The organism is Klebsiella sp. HMSC09D12, from assembly GCF_001808475.1.
In the GTDB taxonomy this organism is placed as follows: Bacteria; Pseudomonadota; Gammaproteobacteria; order Enterobacterales; family Enterobacteriaceae; genus Klebsiella; species Klebsiella oxytoca.
Window position 1 is genome coordinate 36746 of record NZ_KV793383.1, and the last position, 16857, is coordinate 53602.

18 protein-coding genes are annotated in these 16857 nt (G+C 55.0%); 4 read left to right on the forward strand and 14 right to left on the reverse strand.

Annotated elements, in window-relative coordinates:
• Positions 1-2 precede the first annotated feature (2 nt).
• Positions 3-1421 (forward strand): DUF4832 domain-containing protein, encoded by a 1419-nt coding sequence (locus HMPREF3178_RS01665; RefSeq protein WP_017146575.1) that lies wholly within the window; start codon positions 3-5, stop codon positions 1419-1421.
• A 2-nt stretch (positions 1422-1423) separates the two neighbouring features.
• Entirely contained in the window at positions 1424-1930 is a 507-nt protein-coding gene (locus HMPREF3178_RS01670; RefSeq protein ID WP_004099190.1) for a serine acetyltransferase, read from the forward strand.
• Positions 1931-2012: 82 nt separating this feature from the next.
• On the opposite strand, the gene crl is transcribed toward HMPREF3178_RS01670, so the two are convergent.
• From crl to gpt, 3 genes are all read right to left on the reverse strand, one after another.
• Positions 2013-2411, reverse strand: a complete 399-nt coding sequence (gene crl, locus HMPREF3178_RS01675) for a sigma factor-binding protein Crl (protein WP_004099188.1) — start codon at positions 2409-2411, stop codon at positions 2013-2015.
• A gap of 57 nt (positions 2412-2468) precedes the next feature.
• Positions 2469-3713 (reverse strand): esterase FrsA, encoded by a 1245-nt coding sequence (frsA, locus tag HMPREF3178_RS01680; protein WP_004099186.1) that lies wholly within the window; start codon positions 3711-3713, stop codon positions 2469-2471.
• A 106-nt stretch (positions 3714-3819) separates the two neighbouring features.
• On the reverse strand, positions 3820-4278 hold the full coding sequence (gpt, locus tag HMPREF3178_RS01685) for a xanthine phosphoribosyltransferase (RefSeq protein WP_004099178.1): 459 nt from the start codon (positions 4276-4278) through the stop codon (positions 3820-3822).
• 257 nt (positions 4279-4535) lie between these two features.
• Here gpt and pepD point away from each other — a divergent pair, with 257 nt between their 5' ends.
• Positions 4536-5993 carry a cytosol nonspecific dipeptidase gene (gene pepD / locus HMPREF3178_RS01690; RefSeq protein ID WP_004099176.1) on the forward strand — a complete coding sequence of 486 codons (1458 nt, stop codon included), beginning with the start codon at positions 4536-4538 and terminating at the stop codon, positions 5991-5993.
• Positions 5994-6049: 56 nt separating this feature from the next.
• Here pepD and prfH read toward each other — a convergent pair whose 3' ends face one another.
• From prfH to dinB, 4 genes are all read right to left on the reverse strand, one after another.
• On the reverse strand, positions 6050-6649 hold the full coding sequence (prfH, locus tag HMPREF3178_RS01695; protein ID WP_017146576.1) for a peptide chain release factor H: 600 nt from the start codon (positions 6647-6649) through the stop codon (positions 6050-6052).
• A complete protein-coding gene (locus tag HMPREF3178_RS01700; protein WP_004110783.1) occupies positions 6646-7785 on the reverse strand; it encodes an RNA ligase RtcB family protein in 1140 nt (379 codons plus the stop codon). Before HMPREF3178_RS01700 ends, prfH begins: the two co-directional genes overlap by 4 nt.
• 175 nt (positions 7786-7960) lie before the next feature.
• Positions 7961-8416: a GNAT family N-acetyltransferase gene (locus HMPREF3178_RS01705; RefSeq protein ID WP_029496870.1), complete on the reverse strand. Its 456-nt coding sequence runs from the start codon at positions 8414-8416 to the stop codon at positions 7961-7963.
• Between the two features lie 2 nt (positions 8417-8418).
• Positions 8419-9474 carry a DNA polymerase IV gene (gene dinB / locus HMPREF3178_RS01710; protein WP_017146578.1) on the reverse strand — a complete coding sequence of 352 codons (1056 nt, stop codon included), beginning with the start codon at positions 9472-9474 and terminating at the stop codon, positions 8419-8421.
• A gap of 160 nt (positions 9475-9634) precedes the next feature.
• On the opposite strand from dinB, the gene HMPREF3178_RS01715 reads away from it, so the two are divergent.
• A complete protein-coding gene (locus tag HMPREF3178_RS01715; RefSeq protein WP_004099170.1) occupies positions 9635-10492 on the forward strand; it encodes a glycerophosphodiester phosphodiesterase family protein in 858 nt (285 codons plus the stop codon).
• Between the two features lie 32 nt (positions 10493-10524).
• Here the strand turns inward: HMPREF3178_RS01715 and nqrM are convergent, their stop codons facing one another.
• From nqrM to HMPREF3178_RS01750, 7 genes are read right to left on the reverse strand one after another with little or no spacing between them, the layout of a single operon-like run.
• A complete protein-coding gene (gene nqrM / locus HMPREF3178_RS01720) occupies positions 10525-10740 on the reverse strand; it encodes a (Na+)-NQR maturation NqrM (RefSeq protein WP_004099168.1) in 216 nt (71 codons plus the stop codon).
• A 2-nt stretch (positions 10741-10742) separates the two neighbouring features.
• Entirely contained in the window at positions 10743-11966 is a 1224-nt protein-coding gene (gene nqrF / locus HMPREF3178_RS01725) for an NADH:ubiquinone reductase (Na(+)-transporting) subunit F (protein ID WP_004099166.1), read from the reverse strand.
• Between the two features lie 11 nt (positions 11967-11977).
• Complete coding sequence (gene nqrE, locus HMPREF3178_RS01730; protein ID WP_004099164.1) at positions 11978-12574, reverse strand: NADH:ubiquinone reductase (Na(+)-transporting) subunit E; 597 nt, start codon at positions 12572-12574, stop codon at positions 11978-11980.
• Between the two features lie 6 nt (positions 12575-12580).
• Positions 12581-13219, reverse strand: coding sequence for an NADH:ubiquinone reductase (Na(+)-transporting) subunit D (locus HMPREF3178_RS01735; RefSeq protein WP_004099162.1), 639 nt, complete (start codon positions 13217-13219; stop codon positions 12581-12583).
• The gene (locus HMPREF3178_RS01740) at positions 13212-14006 is read right to left on the reverse strand and encodes a Na(+)-translocating NADH-quinone reductase subunit C (protein ID WP_004099160.1); all 795 of its coding nucleotides are present in this window, start codon (positions 14004-14006) and stop codon (positions 13212-13214) included. Before HMPREF3178_RS01740 ends, HMPREF3178_RS01735 begins: the two co-directional genes overlap by 8 nt.
• The gene (locus tag HMPREF3178_RS01745) at positions 13999-15237 is read right to left on the reverse strand and encodes an NADH:ubiquinone reductase (Na(+)-transporting) subunit B (RefSeq protein WP_004099158.1); all 1239 of its coding nucleotides are present in this window, start codon (positions 15235-15237) and stop codon (positions 13999-14001) included. The genes HMPREF3178_RS01740 and HMPREF3178_RS01745 overlap by 8 nt, the downstream gene beginning before the upstream one ends.
• Before the next feature lie 3 nt (positions 15238-15240).
• The gene (locus HMPREF3178_RS01750) at positions 15241-16584 is read right to left on the reverse strand and encodes a Na(+)-translocating NADH-quinone reductase subunit A (RefSeq protein ID WP_017146579.1); all 1344 of its coding nucleotides are present in this window, start codon (positions 16582-16584) and stop codon (positions 15241-15243) included.
• Positions 16585-16857 lie beyond the last annotated feature (273 nt).

Below are 16857 nucleotides of genomic sequence, written 5' to 3' on the forward strand. Positions count from 1 at the left end.
CGATGAGCTCTTTTTCACTGCGCCGCGCCGCGCTGCTTTTGGCGCTACTGCTGGCCGGAGCCATACCCTCTGCAGCGGTACTGGCTGAACGTACGGTTGTCACCCCGCCGGCCTTCACCGGTCTGTTAACGAATCCTGGGATCGGCGTGGCCAGTTTCCACGATGGTTATGGTCAGAAGCCCTCTCTGAAAGAGTATCCGGACACCGGATTTGAATACGATCGCTTTTACTGGAGCGATCTGGAGCCTGAAGAAGGCGTCTATAATTTTGCGCCGATCGATCATGCCTTCAGCGTCGCCGCCCAGCATCAGCCGGCGATGAACGTCGGATTACGTTTCATGGCGCTCGATGAGCCACAATCAGGCTCGAAAATCCCCGCCTGGCTTATCGCCAAAGGCATTCAGGGACAATGGGTCGAAAATGGCAAAACCTTTGTCCCGGATCTCAACGATCCGACTTTTATCGCCTATGCGCAAAAGCTGCTTAACGCCCTCGGCGCGCGTTATGACGGCAATCCTGAACTGGCGTTTGTCGATATCGGCATGGTGGGTTCCTGGGGCGAATGGCATAACTCCAATTTCCCTGACGTCGCGCCGTTGATGGAAAAGTACACTCCGCAACAGCTCAATCGCTACGTTGATATGCACTTCAGCAGTTTCCCGAAAACGCCCAAAATTATGTTAATCAGCGGCGGCGACTCGCTGGCCTGGGCCAGCCAAAAGGGCGCCGGATGGCGCGCGGACTGCTGGGGAGACTGGCATAACTTTTCCCCGGAGTGGAGCCATATGCGCGATGACTATCCTCAACGCCTGGCCGCAGCGCAGACGGCGTGGGCCGGTTTTAACACTGGCTGGCAGCACGCTCCCGTTAGTCTTGAAATTTGCGGTTATATGGCGGAGTGGGAAAGCGTTCAGCACTATACCCGCGAGGAGGTTCAGGCCAGCTTTGACTGGGCATTAGCGCAGCACGCCAGTACCCTGAATCTGAAATCGCGTCCGGTACCGGCCGCCTATCGCGATATCGTTGATAACGCATTATTGCGTATCGGCTATCGCTACCGGGTGAGCCGGCTGGAATTTGATACGCCCGTGCGTAGCGGCACTCCGCTTACGCTGAATGTTACCTGGCGTAACGACGGCGTCGCTCCAGCCTATCTCCCGTGGCTTGTACAGTGGCGAATAGTGAATGATGCGGGTACGACGATGACGCAAGTCCGTACGTCGGACGATGTTCGCCAGTGGCTGCCCGGCGACCATCAAAGCAACGTCACGCTGCCGCTGCCTGCGGGCCTGCCTGACGGCCAGTACCGCCTGGAAGCGGCGCTGACCAACCATCAAAATCTACCGCGTATACAACTAGCTAACGAAGGTCAAACCGGTGACGGATGGTATTCACTGGCTTCGTTTAACCTTAAGGAATAACCATGTTTGAGGCTATCAGGCTGGTCGGCCGGGAAATCAAATCCTGCGGCGGCATTAAAGCGAAAATCGCGCTTCTGCTCTATCGTCTGGCAACGCTCTACCGCAGTCGTAACCCGCTGTGGAAGATCTGCGCAATTCCGTTCGTTATTCTCAATATCGTGATTAACGAGTGTTTATTTTGCATTGAGCTGCCGTGGCGAGCGCGCATTGGATATGGGCTGAAGCTGTTTCATCCGCACTGCATCGTTATTAATCGGGGAACGATCATCGGCCAAAATTGTACTCTGCGCCAGGGGGTCACTATTGGCAGCGTGACCGATAGCCAGGGTCAGGAAGGCAACAGCCCGCGAATCGGCGATAACGTAGAATTTGGCGCCCACGCCGTGGTGATCGGCGCGGTCACGCTAGGCGATAACGTCAAAGTCGGGGCAGGCACGGTAGTGACCAAAGATCTGGCCGCAGGCATGATTGCCGTCGGTCAACCCTATCGGGTATTAAACGGCAATTAGTGTGGGTTTGCCTGGGGACAAAACCCACGCTGGTAGAAACGCGGGTTTTATTGCTAGCCGGATGGCAACAGAAGGTTGACTCTTAGGCTCTCAGCTTAACCGGCTCGCTAAAATCATCAGCAGGTTCCAGCTTAAGGTTAAACGTTGCCAATAGCGCTTCGGCTCGTTGGTGAAAATCGCGCAGCGTCTTTTCGAGCTTTTCGGTGACTTCAGGATCGTCAATCGCGACCGGACGCCAGTCGCCTTCTTTATCGAATAATCCAAACTGGTAGCTATAGGTGAAGCGCGATGCCTGCGCTTCCATCTCCATCCACCATCCCCAGAACTCGCGTTTTTCAGGCGCCGGTTTTACGTTGACGCAAACTGCCAGGCAATCGAAAAAGAAGCGGTTGTCTTCACATTGCTCCTCACGGATGTAAGGGCCTAGCGCCGTGAATTTCTTAATCAGCTTACTCTTTAGGTGTCCACTCGGTAACGTCATTGCAATCTCCTTTGGTGATGCCATGACGTTACCAAATCGATAGAATTTAGCAATATATTAACTAAATCTATGGCTAATCCAGCGGGCGATCTGCCGCAGGGCGTGATCGAAATTGCGATAAACCGGATTGAACGGGATCTCCAGCAGCTTGCCGTCGGATGAGGATGAAGTGATCAATCGCGACTCCTCTTCCGGGCTGAACGGATCGTCTTTCCAGAAGCCCGAAAGCATCGGCGTAGGGCAGCGGCGCCCCAGCAGTCCCTGAACCTTCAGGGAGTAGCGGTTAAGCTCCACGCGCAGCGCTTCGTCGGAAGCATCGTGCATTCCCAGACGCGAAGCCAGAACGTCAAGATACATTTCCGGCACCCGTCCCTGATGCAGCGGATCCACCAGCAGGCCGTGCACCACCGGGCCCAGGCAGGCAACCGCCTTCAGGCGCTGGGATTCCAGATAGCCCAGCCGTACGGCAATGTTGGCGCCAAAACGGAAACCAAAGGCGGCCACGCGGGTATGATCGACCCATGGCACATTGGCCAGATGCTGCAGCACATACTGGTGCAGCATACTGGTATCCTGGGTCAGCTTGCATTTTGACGAGAAACCAATTGAAGGCATATCCACGGTCAGCATAGCGATGCCCAATGGCGCAAAATAGTTCTCATACAGGTTGTAATAATCGGTCTGGAGCGCGTCAAGGCCGCCGCACATCAGCACCGTCGGGAACGGCCCCTCGCCTGGCGGCATATGCAGGAACCCGGTGATCGGCGCCGCGCCAGGGATGGAAAACTCCAGCTCGCGCAGCTTGCCGGGCAGCCGCTGAGCCGCCTCTTCGTAAGCCCGGTATGCCAGCACCTGCGCCTGTTCCGCCAGCTCATCGCCTTTAATGTGCGGATAGGCGGCAATGCTGTACAGATTTGCCGCATGCAGCCAGTGGCGGCCGCTGATGAGCAGATCCTCTTCCTGGCCGGCCTTTTGCTGCCAGTCCATCGCCTGTTTCGCCCATTCAAAGATCCAGTTGCCGCCGCGATAGCCGACAACCGTATCGTAAAGCTCCGGATCGGTTCGCTCCGCATCGCTCATGACGATGCGCGCCTGCACGTCGAGGATTTCCTGCGGCGTCACGCCACGCCAGATCCACATCAGGCGATTAATCAATCGATACCAGTGATCAACGTTATTGCCGCTGAGCGCGGACTGGATCGGTTGCTGCGCTCCGGTATTGAACCGGCGCACCAGCGTAGAGGTTTCCGGATGTTTGAATCGGGGTTTAAACAGCGTTTCGCTAAGGTTAGCCTGGGACATGTGCAGCCTCCATCATGTTGCCACTGAAGCTATTGTAACCTGCGCAAGGGTAAAAAAAACCACGCCCGGCAAAACCGGGCGTGGTAATTAGCATTTATGCGGGAAATTAACGGCCTGCGATAGGCGGTACGAACACCACGCCCATATCCCACGGCTGTTCAATCCAGGTATCCTGCGGAATATCAATAACATAATCGTCAACCAGCGGACGGCCGGCCGGTTTTGCGAAAATAGTGACAAAATGCGCTTTAGGATACATTTCGCGGATAGCAACGGCGGTACCGCCGGTATCGACCAGGTCATCGATAACGATGAAGCCTTCGCCGTCGCCTTCTGCACGTTTCAGAACCGTCAGCTCACGCTGGTTATCGTGGTCGTAGCTTGAGATGCAAACGGTGTCAACATGACGAATACCCAGTTCACGCGCCAGTAGTGCTCCCGGTACCAGACCGCCGCGGCTAACGGCAATAATGCCTTTCCACTGTTCAACCGGCAGCAGGCGGGTTGCCAGCTTGCGGGCGTGAATCTGCAACATGTCCCAGGTGACGACGTATTTTTCGCTCATGTGAAGTGTCCCAGCCTGTGTAATACGGCTTAAATAATGTTCGAGGGGGAAAATGGTTGCGCGAGATTATAGAGATCTGACGCGCTAAAAACCAGCGTTAAGCGGCCACGACGACTCTTTTTACGTGGTTTACACTACCAGAGCACGCGGAAAGTGGTATTCTCAACCCCATCGCGCAAGCCCGGGCTTGTAGTGTATTTGATTGCTAACCCTCGATCTGCAAACGACTTTTGCAGATGATTGTAAGGAGACTCATCGTGTCTGAACTGTCTCAATTATCCCCTCAGCCGCTGTGGGATATTTTTGCCAAAATCTGCTCTATTCCCCACCCGTCCTATCACGAAGAACAGCTCGCTGAGCACATTATGGGCTGGGCAAAAGAAAAAGGCTTACACGCGGAACGCGACCAGGTTGGCAACATTCTGATTCGTAAAGGCGCCACTGCCGGTATGGAAAACCGCAAACCGGTAGTGCTGCAGGCGCACCTCGATATGGTGCCGCAGAAAAACAACGATACCGTTCACGACTTCACTCAGGACCCGATTCAACCTTACATCGACGGCGAGTGGGTCAAAGCGCGCGGCACGACTCTGGGCGCCGATAACGGTATCGGCATGGCTTCCGCGCTGGCGGTGCTGGCTGACGACAACGTTGTTCATGGCCCGCTGGAAGTGCTGCTGACCATGACGGAAGAAGCCGGTATGGACGGCGCCTTTGGCCTGCAGCCCAACTGGCTGCAGGCGGATATCCTGATCAACACCGACTCCGAAGAAGAGGGTGAAATTTACATGGGCTGCGCGGGTGGGATCGACTTCACCTCTGACCTGGCGCTGACCCGTGAAGCCGTTCCGGCCGGTTTCCAGAGCTTTAAACTGACCCTTAAAGGGCTGAAAGGCGGCCACTCCGGCGGCGAGATCCACGTCGGTTTAGGCAATGCGAACAAACTGCTGGCACGCTTCCTGGCGGGCCATGCTGAAGAGCTCGATCTGCGCCTGGTCGATTTCAATGGCGGCACCCTGCGCAACGCCATCCCGCGCGAAGCGTTCGCGACGGTAGCCGTAGCCGCGGACAAAGCGGAAACGCTGAAAGCGCGAGCGAATGAGTACCAGGAGATCCTGCAAAACGAGCTGGCGGCTAAAGAGAAAAATCTCGCTGTGCTGCTGGAGTCGGCGGAAAATGGCCAGCCTGCGCTTACGACTCAATCTCGTGATACCTTTGTGCGCCTGCTTAACGCCACGCCGAACGGCGTCATCCGCAACTCTGACGTGGCAAAAGGGGTGGTGGAAACCTCTCTGAACGTCGGCGTGGTGACCATGACCAGCGACAACGTGCAGATTCACTGCCTGATTCGTTCGCTGATTGACAGCGGTAAAGATTACGTCGTGAGCATGCTGGACTCTCTGGGCAAGCTGGCCGGTGCGAAAACCGAAGCCAAAGGCGCCTATCCAGGCTGGCAGCCGGACGCCAACTCTCCGGTGATGCATCTGGTACGTGAAACCTATCAGCGTCTGTTCAACAAAACGCCGAATATCCAGATTATCCACGCGGGCCTGGAGTGCGGTCTGTTCAAGAAACCGTATCCGGAACTGGATATGGTTTCCATCGGGCCAACCATTACTGGCCCTCACTCTCCGGATGAACAGGTGCATATCGAAAGCGTGGGCCAGTACTGGACGCTGCTGACTGAGCTGCTGAAATCCATTCCGGCGAAGTAAGACAACAAAGGCCCACTCCTCAGGAAGTGGGCCTTTTCTTTATAACGACTCGCTCATTAACGCCCGCTAAACGTTCGCAGCGGATTGCCGCGCTCAATCTGATGATGGAACATTCTCCGCTCAGACTTCAACGCCGCACTCTCATTCTGCCGCTGCTGTTCCAGCTTCCAGACAATCAGCAGACGCGCCAGCCGTTTGTTCGCATGCTGACTCCGCTCCAACTGCACCTTTACGCTGATGCCGCTTGCCGTATGAATGGCGCGCACCGCGGAATCGGTCTTGTTCACGTGCTGCCCGCCAGGTCCGGAAGAGCGCAGCGTTTCAAAGCGGATCTCGCTGGAGAGCATTTGTTCATCGCAGGAAAAGCGCCCTACGCCAACATACCAGTTTTTGCGCCCGTGATGCGGCCTGAACGGACTGGAAAAGACCCATTGTAAAGTGCCGCACCAGCTTTCGCTGAAAGCAAACGCGCCGTCACCATCCAGCGAAAGCAGAACAGAACGCAGGGTGCCGGCATGACGTCCTGGCTCACTTTCCAACAGCGTCAGGGAAAGCCGCCGCTCTGCGGCTTCCTTTATGAGCCGCTCCAACGTCAGTTTCACCGCCAGACAGCATTCATCCGGCCCCTGAGCGGAAGAGAGTTGCAATAAAATCATGCGCTTTTCCCTCCGCTGGTTTTCAGCGTCAGCAGTGGACGCAGACGGGCGATCGGTTCGACCAGTCCGGCCTGCACCAGACAGTTAAGTACGCTTTCAACGGATTTATACGCCTGCGGCGCTTCTTCATAGATCAGCTGACGATCGCGGCAGATCACCCTGCTTCCCAGCTCGGTGCGCGCCAGCTGAGCCGGCGTATATTTGCCGGACAGGCGCCCTTTGCATTCGGTTCGCATCCATTTCCGCCCGGCGCCATGCGCCAGCGAATGCAGGGTCTCCTCGCGGGTAACAGGCTGCACCAGCCAGCTGTGGTCGCCGCGAGATCCCGGGATTATCACCAGGCCCCGGTCGTCCGGCGTAGCCCCTTTGCGATGCAGCCAACCCTGCAGCCCGGCAACAGAACAGGACTCGACAAAGTTATGCGCGATATCCAGTACGCTCCGTCCGTCGGCCCGTATCTGTTGCAGGATGCGGGTGGCAATCAGATGACGATTCACGCGGGCAAAAGCCAGCGCATCATCATGTTCTGCCAGATAATCCCGAGCCGCAGCGCTACCTTCCGCCAGGCCATCGTGCGAAAAAGCCGCAATATGGCGCTGCAGTATGGATTGCCCGAGGCCGCGCGATCCGCTGTGCGCCAGCAGCAGCAGGTGCTGAGCATCAAGGCCGGCCTGCTGGAAACGGTCGTTATCCACAACCTGCTCCACCTGCTGCAGTTCAGCGAAATGGTTACCGCCGCCAATCGATCCCAGGGCGCTGCGCCAGGGATGGGTCAACAAATTTTCCGGCAGATGCTCGTCCAGCCAGCTTGCTTGCGCAACGTCCCCCATAGCGGACAGTTTCTTCTCAAACTTATCCGCATTGTATTTTCGCGCGAGGATATCCGTTTGCCACAGCGCCATGCCGCAGCCGATATCGTTACCCACCAGTGCCGGGTAGAGATGGCCCAGCGAGAAGAAGGCTGCGCCGATGGGATAGCCACGCCCGGGATGTAAGTCTGGCATTCCCACCACGCGCTGCATGTGGGGTAAATTTGCCGTCGTGTGTAATTGTTGGATCGCTAAACCTTCGATCCACAGATCGTCTGAACGAATATAAGAAATAGATTCAGACGTATAATGAACATTATTGCCCATATACCAATCCATATTAAAAAATAAATAAAGGATGTGGCAGACGTTACCAGGGCAAAAAAGAGAGTTATTCCTGGGAAGGCCTGCAAAGTGCGTTCTGGAAATATGTATTCATGGTGAACCTCCTTTGCAGTTAATAAATAGGTGAAAGTGCGCGTATAGTAATCAGGCGTTAAATCTATTGCAAGCCGATTTGCCGCCGCATCAAATAATTAAGAAATCGTTCACCCCGCGCCTCCACTTCCTGTGGCTGAATAACCGTGAAGCCATGACGCGCAAAAAAGGGCTTTGCCGTAATACTGGCCTCTACCGTATAAATGCGCTCAGGAAGCTGCCTCAATAGCGTATTGAGCAGCGCGCTGGCGACGCCCTGGCGGCTATAGTCGGGAGAAACGAAGAGTAAATCGATATAGTCATCTACGGCAGTGATAAACCCGACCGGCGAGGCATCATTTATTGCCACCAGTACGCGTGACGCCGCGAGTTTTTGCCGCCAGCGGGCTTCATCAACCTGCGCCCAGGCGGCAATTTGCCGGGGGGAATAATCGGCGCTGGCGGTCTCTTTAACGGCGCGTAAAAAGAGTGCGCATAGCGCTGGAAAATCCCCCTCTTCGTACATTCTTATTGTTAACATTGTTACAGTCCCAAAACGAGTTGTCGCTCCAGCTGCGGATCAAGCAGCGTCACATGTAGCCCCACCAGCCTGACTCCCCGACCTCCGCGCCGCTCATGCCAGGCTTTATGCGCGGTGGAAATCAAATCATCTTTATTCAGCCGGGGCCAGACATGCTCCTGGGTCGTGAGCTGGAAATCATTAAACTTCAGCTTGACCCCCTGGCGAGCAATCCGCAAATCCGGTTTAACTTTCGCCAGGCGCCGTTCAAGTTCTGGATAGAGGTTCTCAATAATCGACTCACACTCCGCCCATTCGTGGATATCCTCTATCAGGGTTCGCTCAACCCCCACCGATTTGCGCTGGCGCTCGCTGCTGATTTCTCGTTCATCAATGCCGTGGCTGCGTTCCCACAATATTCGCCCGAATTTACCAAAGCGCTTGAGCAACATTGCCAGATCGCTGTTCTGTACATCTTCGCAGGTTCTCAGGCCCATGCTTTCCAGCTTCGCGGCGGAGACTTTGCCGACGCCCGGGATCTTCGACAGCGACAGCGTTTTGACAAACTCCGCTACCTGGTGCGGCGCAATGACAAACTGGCCGTCAGGTTTATTCAGATCCGAGGCGATTTTTGCCAAAAATTTTACCGGCGCAATGCCGGCAGAAGCAGTCAGATTGAGCTCGCGATGGATGGTCTCACGGATCTCCTGCGCCATCAGCGTTGCTGACCCCTGACAATGGACGCTGTCGCTGACGTCAAGATAGGCTTCATCCAGCGATAGGGGTTCGATTAACGAGGTATAGCGGGAAAAAATCTCCCGGATATGGTTCGAGGCCTCTTTGTAAGCGTCGAAACGGCCGGGAAGGAGCGTCAGGTGTGGGCAAAGTTTCAGGGCGGTGGCGGTTGGCATAGCGCTGCGCACGCCGAACTTACGCGCCGGATAGTTAGCCGTACTGATAACGCCGCGCTGTACCCGACTGCCGCCAATGGCGATAGGGATATCGCGCAGCGCCGGGTTATCACGCATTTCAACCGCTGCGAAGAAGCAGTCCATATCTACATGGATGATTTTACGCATAGCCAAACCTTAGACTGTACATGCATACAGTATAGCAAACTATGGCGAAATTTAATCTTTTTAAATCCACAACCTTAAAAAACGTGCTACAACATAAAAATGCAACAAATATGATTTATTTTTCATATAGTTATATTAATAAATAAGGTAAAACCCAATCATGAAATCAATAGTAACTGCGCTCGGTTTACTTATTGCCAGCAGCGCCTGCGCAGCACCTCAGCTTATTGCTCATCGCGGAGGTACCGGCGATGCCCCGGAAAATACGCTTCCAGCAATAAAACTCGCCCTGGAAAATAAGGCCGAGGCGATCTGGATAACGGTGCAATTAAGCCAGGATGGCGTCCCGGTTTTATATCGTCCTGGCGATCTTTCCGCGCTGACTAATCATACAGGGAAAATCTCAAGCTATAGCGCAGCCGAACTGGCACGCATGGACGCGGGGTGGAAATGGGGTGATGAAACTCACCCCTGGCGCGGTAAAAATGCAACGATTCCCACGCTACAATCGGTGCTGGAACAGTGGCCGGAGACCTTCTTTTATATCGATATCAAATCGCCTGATGCCGACCCTGCGATAATGGCGGCTCGGCTTGGCGATGTGTTAAATAAAACCCATAGCCTCGCCCGCGTACGCGTGTATTCAACGGACGCTCGCTATATCGCAGCGCTACCAGAGTCAATTCCCCATTTCGTCAGCCGGGACGAAACGCGAACAAAGCTGGCGACCATTTCTCTTAGCCACCAGTGTCAGCCCACCAACTCACCAGGGGACGAGCACTGGTACGGCCTTGAGCTGAAACGCAAAGTAGAAGTCATCGAGAAGTTCACCCTGGGCGAAGGCGTATCGCCGGCCACACTCACCTGGGATAAAGAAGCGATGGACTGTTTCCGCTCACAGGGCAAAGCCCATATCATATTCTTCGGCATTAATAATGCTGATGATTTTCGTACGGCAAGCGAGCTTGGCGCCGACGGCGTAATGGTTGACTCACCGGCAAAAGCGAAAACGTGGTAAATCAAAAAAGGCCGCACGGTGCGGCCTGCTAGTTAAATGATGCGATCCTGATTGCGCTGCGCTTCGCGTGCCATGCGTTTTTTACGCGCATCGCAGGGCTCAGGGCAGTCGCAGACCTTTTCCAGACCCAGCGATGAGATCCCCCCGCAGCTGCCCTGGATAGTTTTTCGCTTGATCAGATACCCGAGCGACATTCCCAGAATAACCAGCGCGAAAATCACAAAGGTCGCGACAAATACCGTCAGCATCATTAGCCTCCAAAATCGTCGAGCATGATGTTTTCATCCTCAACGCCGAGATCTTTCAGCATTTTGATGACCGCGGCGTTCATCACCGGCGGCCCGCACATATAGAATTCACAATCTTCCGGCGCCGGGTGATCGCGCAGATAGTTTTCATACAGGACATTGTGAATAAAGCCGGTATGACCGGTCCAGTTATCTTCAGGCTGCGGATCGGAGAGCGCCACGTGGAAGGTAAAGTTCGGATTTTCACGTGCCAGCTGCTCGAATTCGTCATCATAGAACATTTCTCGCAGAGAGCGCGCGCCGTACCAGAAGCTGATTTTACGCTTACTGTGCAGGCGCTTAAGCTGATCGAAAATATGCGAGCGCATCGGCGCCATCCCGGCACCGCCGCCGATAAAGACCATTTCAGCGTCCGTTTCTTTGGCAAAAAATTCCCCAAACGGCCCGGAAATCGTCACTTTATCGCCCGGCTTCAACGACCAGATATAGGAAGACATAATTCCCGGAGGCGCATCAGGTACCTGCGGCGGCGGGGTTGCGATACGCACGTTGAGCATGATGATGCCCCTCTCTTCCGGATAGTTAGCCATGGAGTAGGCGCGCAACGTAGGCTCTTTTACATCCGAGACATAGCGGAAGAGATTAAATTTATCCCAATCGCCGCGATACTCATCCGGAACGTCAAAGTCAGCATAAGCGACCTTGTGCGATGGACATTCGATCTGAATATACCCGCCTGCGCGGAACGGAACCGCGTCGCCGTCCGGCACGCGCAGCTTCAGCTCTTTGATAAAAGTGGCTTTGTTATCGTTCGAGATAACTTCACATTCCCACTTCTTAACGCCAAAAATCTCCTCCGGCAGCTCAATTTTCATGTTCTGCTTCACCGCGACCTGGCAGGCCAGGCGGCAGCCCTCTCTCGCCTCACGCTTGGTGATATGAGAAAGTTCGGTAGGCAGGATATCACCGCCGCCCTCTTTCACCGTCACCCGGCATTGGCCGCAGGAGCCGCCCCCGCCGCAGGCCGACGAGACGAAGATTCCGTTGCTGGAGAGCGTATTCAGCAGCTTGTCGCCCGCCGGAGTACGGATCTGTTTATCCGCTTCGTTATTGATTTCAATGACCACATCGCCCGCATTCACCAGCTTCGAACGCGCGGCCAATATCAGCCCGGATAGCACCAGGACGATCAGCGTGAACATCACTACGCCAAGAATTATTTCCATACTTTCCGCCCTTATAGCTGCACACCGGAGAATGACATAAAGCCCAGCGCCATCAGACCCGTGGTAATAAAGGTGATCCCTAACCCGCGCAGACCCGCAGGCACGTTTGCGTATTTCATTTTTTCGCGAATACCCGCCATCGCCACAATCGCCAGCAGCCAGCCGACGCCGGAACCAAAGCCGTAAACGATGGATTCGGTGAAGTTATAGTCGCGCTGTACCATGAAGGAGACGCCGCCAAAAATCGCACAGTTAACGGCAATCAGCGGCAGAAAGATCCCCAACGCGTTATAAAGCGTCGGGAAGTACTTATCGAGGATCATCTCCAGAATTTGTACCAGCGCGGCAATCACGCCAATAAAGGTGATGAAGTTCAGAAAGCTTAAGTCAACGCCTTCCACCAGCGCGCCGTCGCGCAGCACGAGGTTATACACGAGGTTATTGATCGGTACCGCCAGTCCGAGTACGACCGTTACCGCAACGCCGAGACCGAAAGCGGTTGAGACCTTTTTCGACACGGCGAGGAAGGTACACATTCCCAGGAAGAAGGCCAGCGCCATGTTTTCAACAAACACGGCGCGGACAAACAGGCTAATGTAGTGAGCCATGGTCGGTTACTCCTTTTCCTGCTGTTCAGGCTTCCAGCTGCGCACCGCCCAAATCAACAAACCGATAATGAAGAACGCACTGGGTGCCAGAAGAAACAGACCATTTGGCTGATACCAGCCGCCGTTCTGCACCGTTTCCAGCACGGTAATACCGAATAGCTTACCACTGCCGATCAGCTCTCTCAGGAAACCGACGATGATTAGGATCGCCCCGTATCCCAGACCGTTGCCAATACCGTCCATAAAGCTCGCCAACGGCGGCGACTTCATGGCATAGGCTTCGGCGCGCCCCATCACGATACAGTTAGTGATGATCAAACCGACGAAAACCGAAAGCTGTTTCGAGATCTCATAGGCAAACGCGCGTAGCACCTGATCGACGACGATAACCAGCGAAGCGATAATCGCCATCTGTACAATGATGCGCACGCTATTCGGAATGTGGTGGCGAATCATGGAGATAAACATGCTGGAGAATGCCGTAACCAGCGTCACCGCAATGGTCATTACAAAAGCGGTCTCCAGCTTGGTGGTCACCGCCAGCGCGGAGCAGACGCCCAGTACCTGCAGAGTGATAGGGTTATTAGCGATAAGCGGCCCCACCAGCACGCGCTTCATTTCTTTCATGTCGCCCAAATCAGCCATTATTCAGCTCCCCTTCTCGCACCTTTTGCAGGAATGGGCCAAAGCCCAGTTTGCCCATCCAGAAATCAAAGCTATGCTGCACACCATTTGACGTCAGCGTTGCGCCCGACAGGCCATCAACGGCGTGCAGGTCGCCAGGACGCGCGCCGCCTTTGACGATTCTCAGCGCAGGCATCCCTTTATCATCAAGCACCTGTTTACCGACGAACTGCTGACGCCAGTTGGGGTTTTCAATTTCACCGCCCAGCCCCGGCGTTTCGCCATGATCGTAATAAGTGATCCCTTTTACCGTACGGCCATCGGTTTCCAGCGCCACAAACGCGTACATCACCGACCACAGACCGTTGCCGTAAATAGGGAGTACGACTTCCTGAATCTGCTGTTTTTCATCACGCACCAGATATATTTCGGCGATATTACTGCGGCGTTTAATACCCGCCGGATCCTGGCTGGCTTCCAGCTGCAAGCTCTGCTGCGGATCTTTCAGGGCCTGGGCCTGATTAAATTTGCTCGGGTCTTTATCCAGCAGCTCCCCGCTAGCGAGATCGACTAATCGTGGAGAGATGCGGGCCTTAAAAATATCGGCCACTTCATCTGCGCTCATTCCCTGCTTCATCAGACCGGCAACCGCCAGGATATTGCGCTGTTTATCGAGAGCGCGCTGCTCCTGCTGGCGCGATTTTAGCCCCACGGCAGAACCGGCGACCACGATTGAGCAGACCAGACAAAGCACCAGCACCACCAGCAGCGTTTTGCCGATGCTATCGTTACTTTTATTCTCAGCCACGCGACTTCCTCCGCTTAATATTGGCCCGCACCACCAGGTAATCGAACAGCGGTGCAAAGAGGTTGGCGAAGAGGATCGCCAGCATCATCCCTTCCGGATAGGCCGGGTTGACGACGCGAATCAGGACGCACATCACGCCGATCAGCAGGCCGTAGCTCCATTTACCCTTATCCGTAAACGACGCGGACACCGGATCCGTCGCCATAAACATCATGCCGAAAGCAAAACCGCCGAGAACCAGATGCCAGTACCACGGCATGGCAAACATCGGGTTGGTATCAGAGCCAATGAAGTTAAACAGCGTCGCGGTAGCCACCATGCCGAGGAATACCCCAGCGACAATGCGCCAGGAAGCCACGCGACCGAAAATGATGATGGCGCCGCCGATCAGAATCATCAGCGTCGAAACCTCGCCAATCGAGCCCGGAATATTGCCGAGGAAGGCATCCATCCAGCTTACCGGCTGTCCGCTTGTGACATTAACCAGCGATTCACCGCCGCCGCTAGCCCACTGGGACAGCGGCGTCGCGCCGGAAAAGCCATCCGCTGCGGTCCACACCAGATCGCCGGAAATTTGCGCCGGCCAGGCAAAGAACAGAAAGGCCCGCCCCGCCAGCGCCGGGTTGAGAAAGTTACGCCCGGTTCCGCCAAAGATCTCCTTGGCCATGACGACGCCAAACGTGATCCCGAGCGCAGCCTGCCATAGTGGCAGCGATGGCGGTACAATCAGCGCGAACAGGATTGAAGTCACGAAGAAGCCTTCGTTTATTTCGTGCTTACGCACGATAGCAAACAGGACTTCCCAGAACCCACCGACAAGAAACACGGTGATGTAGATAGGCAGGAAAAATACCGCACCCAGCGTCATCATACTGAGCCAGCCGGCATCAGCGGTGAAGTTTACCCCCAGCCACTGGGCAATGCTGTAGTGCCAGTTCCCGGCGATGACCTGCTGCAGCTGTTCAGCGCTATATAATTTAGCCAGTGCCGGTATGGTCTGCAGACCAACGTTATACATTCCCCAGAACATCGCCGGGAAAACGGCGAACCACACCAGTATCATCATCCGCTTAAGGTCGATGGCGTCTCTGACGTGCGCCGCTCCGCGCGTCACCTGACCGGGTGTATAGAACAGGGTCGCCGTCGCTTCGAACAACGGGTAGTATTTTTCCAGCTTGCCGCCGTGCGTAAAGTGCGGCTCAAGTTTGTCAAACAGTTGCTTTAAGCCCATCACTTATCCTTCCTGCTCAATCTGGGTTAACACGCTGCGCAATGCCGGACCATATTCATACTTGCCGGGACAAACGTAGGTGCAAAGCGCCAGGTCTTCTTCATCCAGTTCCAGACAGCCCAGCGCCTGCGCGCTGTCGGTATCGCCCGCCAGCAAATCGCGCAGCAGCATGGTGGGCAGAATATCCAGCGGCATCACTCGCTCATAGTTGCCAATCGGTACCATAGCCCGCTCGCCGCCGTTGGTATCCGTCGAGAAATTAAATAGCTTACGCTTCAGAAAGTGGCCGACGGTGGTACGGGTAATGGAGAATTTATCTTTCCCCGGCATCACCCAGCCGAATAGCTCTTTCTCGCGCCCCTCTTTCACAACGCTTATCTGTAAATGAAAGCGCCCAAGGAAAGCATGAGGCCCGCGCGCATGGGTTCCGCTGAGGACTGAACCAGAGATAATGCGGTTTTCATCGTCCAGCAGCTCATCTTCAAGCAGTTCATCAAGGCTGGCGCCTAAGCAGGTCTTTAACAAACGAGGCTCTTTGACCTGCGGGCCGCCAAGAGCAACGATGCGTTCGTTGTACAACTCCCCTTCAAGGAACACTTTGCCGACGGCGATAACATCCTGATAGTTAAGATGCCAGATCTGCTTTTTCAGGCTGACCGGCTCAAGAAAATGAATGTGAGTCCCCGCCAGCCCGGCCGGATGCGGACCGGCAAACTGATTAAAGGTCACCTGGCCGACAGGATGCCCGCCAAGCTTGCCGCCGCCAGCCTGACACACGTGAACTTTACCGTCGGTCAACCGCGTCAACAGCGTCAAACCGGCGTCAAACGCTTCGCGCTGGGCCAGAATGATTGGCTGAGGATCGGCCGCCAGCGGATTCGTGTCTATCGCGGTGACAAAAATGGCCGCAGGAACGCTGCCCGGCGCAGGTATTTTACTGAAAGGGCGGGTGCGAAATGCCGTCCACAGCCCGGACTCCAGCAGCTGCTGCTGAACGCTCTCGCGCGTCAATCCGGCAAGTTCGGCTAATTCATAGCGGGGAAAATGAACGGACTCTTCGCCATCCACATCAATAACGACCGACTGCAGAACCCGGCGCTCGCCGCGATGAATGGCGCTGACGGTTCCACTCGCAGGTGCTGTAAAACGCACGCCAGGATTTTTTTTATCTTCGAACAGAAGTTGACCTTTTTGCACCCGGTCCCCTTCACGCACCGCCATTGATGGGCGCATACCGATGTACTCTTCACCCAACAGCGCAACGCGCTTGACCGCAGTCTTCGAAGAAATCTGCTGTGATGGCATGCCAGCTATGGGCAAATTCAGCCCTTTCGTGATTTTAATCATATCGTTAGCAGGTATCCGTTACTTAAACCCCGGTTTCAGGCCGAGGCCAGCATAATTAATGGAATATATGAGGAAGAAAGGAACATCATAGTCCTGGTGATTCACAAGACGGGAGAGAAGCATCCTTTCTTACCCTGAACAGTTAGCGGGCCAAGTGTAACATTTCGTGAGCGGCTCCTGTAGACAAACCGCCACTAAGTGGTTCTAAAATGCGAGCTATTACGCAAAGTTCTGACTGCGCTTTGCCCCAGGATTCGCTATAACGGAAAACTC

Excerpts from the sequence above, each read along its gene's own strand:
- HMPREF3178_RS01665 (WP_017146575.1), top strand. The coding sequence starts at position 3 with ATGAGCTCTTTTTCACTGCGCCGCGCCGCGCTGCTTTTGGCGCTACTG.
- HMPREF3178_RS01670 (WP_004099190.1), top strand. The coding sequence starts at position 1,424 with ATGTTTGAGGCTATCAGGCTGGTCGGCCGGGAAATCAAATCCTGCGGC.
- crl (WP_004099188.1), bottom strand. The coding sequence starts at position 2,411 with ATGACGTTACCGAGTGGACACCTAAAGAGTAAGCTGATTAAGAAATTC.
- frsA (WP_004099186.1), bottom strand. The coding sequence starts at position 3,713 with ATGTCCCAGGCTAACCTTAGCGAAACGCTGTTTAAACCCCGATTCAAA.
- gpt (WP_004099178.1), bottom strand. The coding sequence starts at position 4,278 with ATGAGCGAAAAATACGTCGTCACCTGGGACATGTTGCAGATTCACGCC.
- prfH (WP_017146576.1), bottom strand. The coding sequence starts at position 6,649 with ATGATTTTATTGCAACTCTCTTCCGCTCAGGGGCCGGATGAATGCTGT.
- HMPREF3178_RS01700 (WP_004110783.1), bottom strand. The coding sequence starts at position 7,785 with ATGGGCAATAATGTTCATTATACGTCTGAATCTATTTCTTATATTCGT.
- HMPREF3178_RS01705 (WP_029496870.1), bottom strand. The coding sequence starts at position 8,416 with ATGTTAACAATAAGAATGTACGAAGAGGGGGATTTTCCAGCGCTATGC.
- dinB (WP_017146578.1), bottom strand. The coding sequence starts at position 9,474 with ATGCGTAAAATCATCCATGTAGATATGGACTGCTTCTTCGCAGCGGTT.
- HMPREF3178_RS01715 (WP_004099170.1), top strand. The coding sequence starts at position 9,635 with ATGAAATCAATAGTAACTGCGCTCGGTTTACTTATTGCCAGCAGCGCC.
- nqrM (WP_004099168.1), bottom strand. The coding sequence starts at position 10,740 with ATGCTGACGGTATTTGTCGCGACCTTTGTGATTTTCGCGCTGGTTATT.
- nqrF (WP_004099166.1), bottom strand. The coding sequence starts at position 11,966 with ATGGAAATAATTCTTGGCGTAGTGATGTTCACGCTGATCGTCCTGGTG.
- nqrE (WP_004099164.1), bottom strand. The coding sequence starts at position 12,574 with ATGGCTCACTACATTAGCCTGTTTGTCCGCGCCGTGTTTGTTGAAAAC.
- HMPREF3178_RS01735 (WP_004099162.1), bottom strand. The coding sequence starts at position 13,219 with ATGGCTGATTTGGGCGACATGAAAGAAATGAAGCGCGTGCTGGTGGGG.
- HMPREF3178_RS01745 (WP_004099158.1), bottom strand. The coding sequence starts at position 15,237 with ATGGGCTTAAAGCAACTGTTTGACAAACTTGAGCCGCACTTTACGCAC.
- HMPREF3178_RS01750 (WP_017146579.1), bottom strand. The coding sequence starts at position 16,584 with ATGATTAAAATCACGAAAGGGCTGAATTTGCCCATAGCTGGCATGCCA.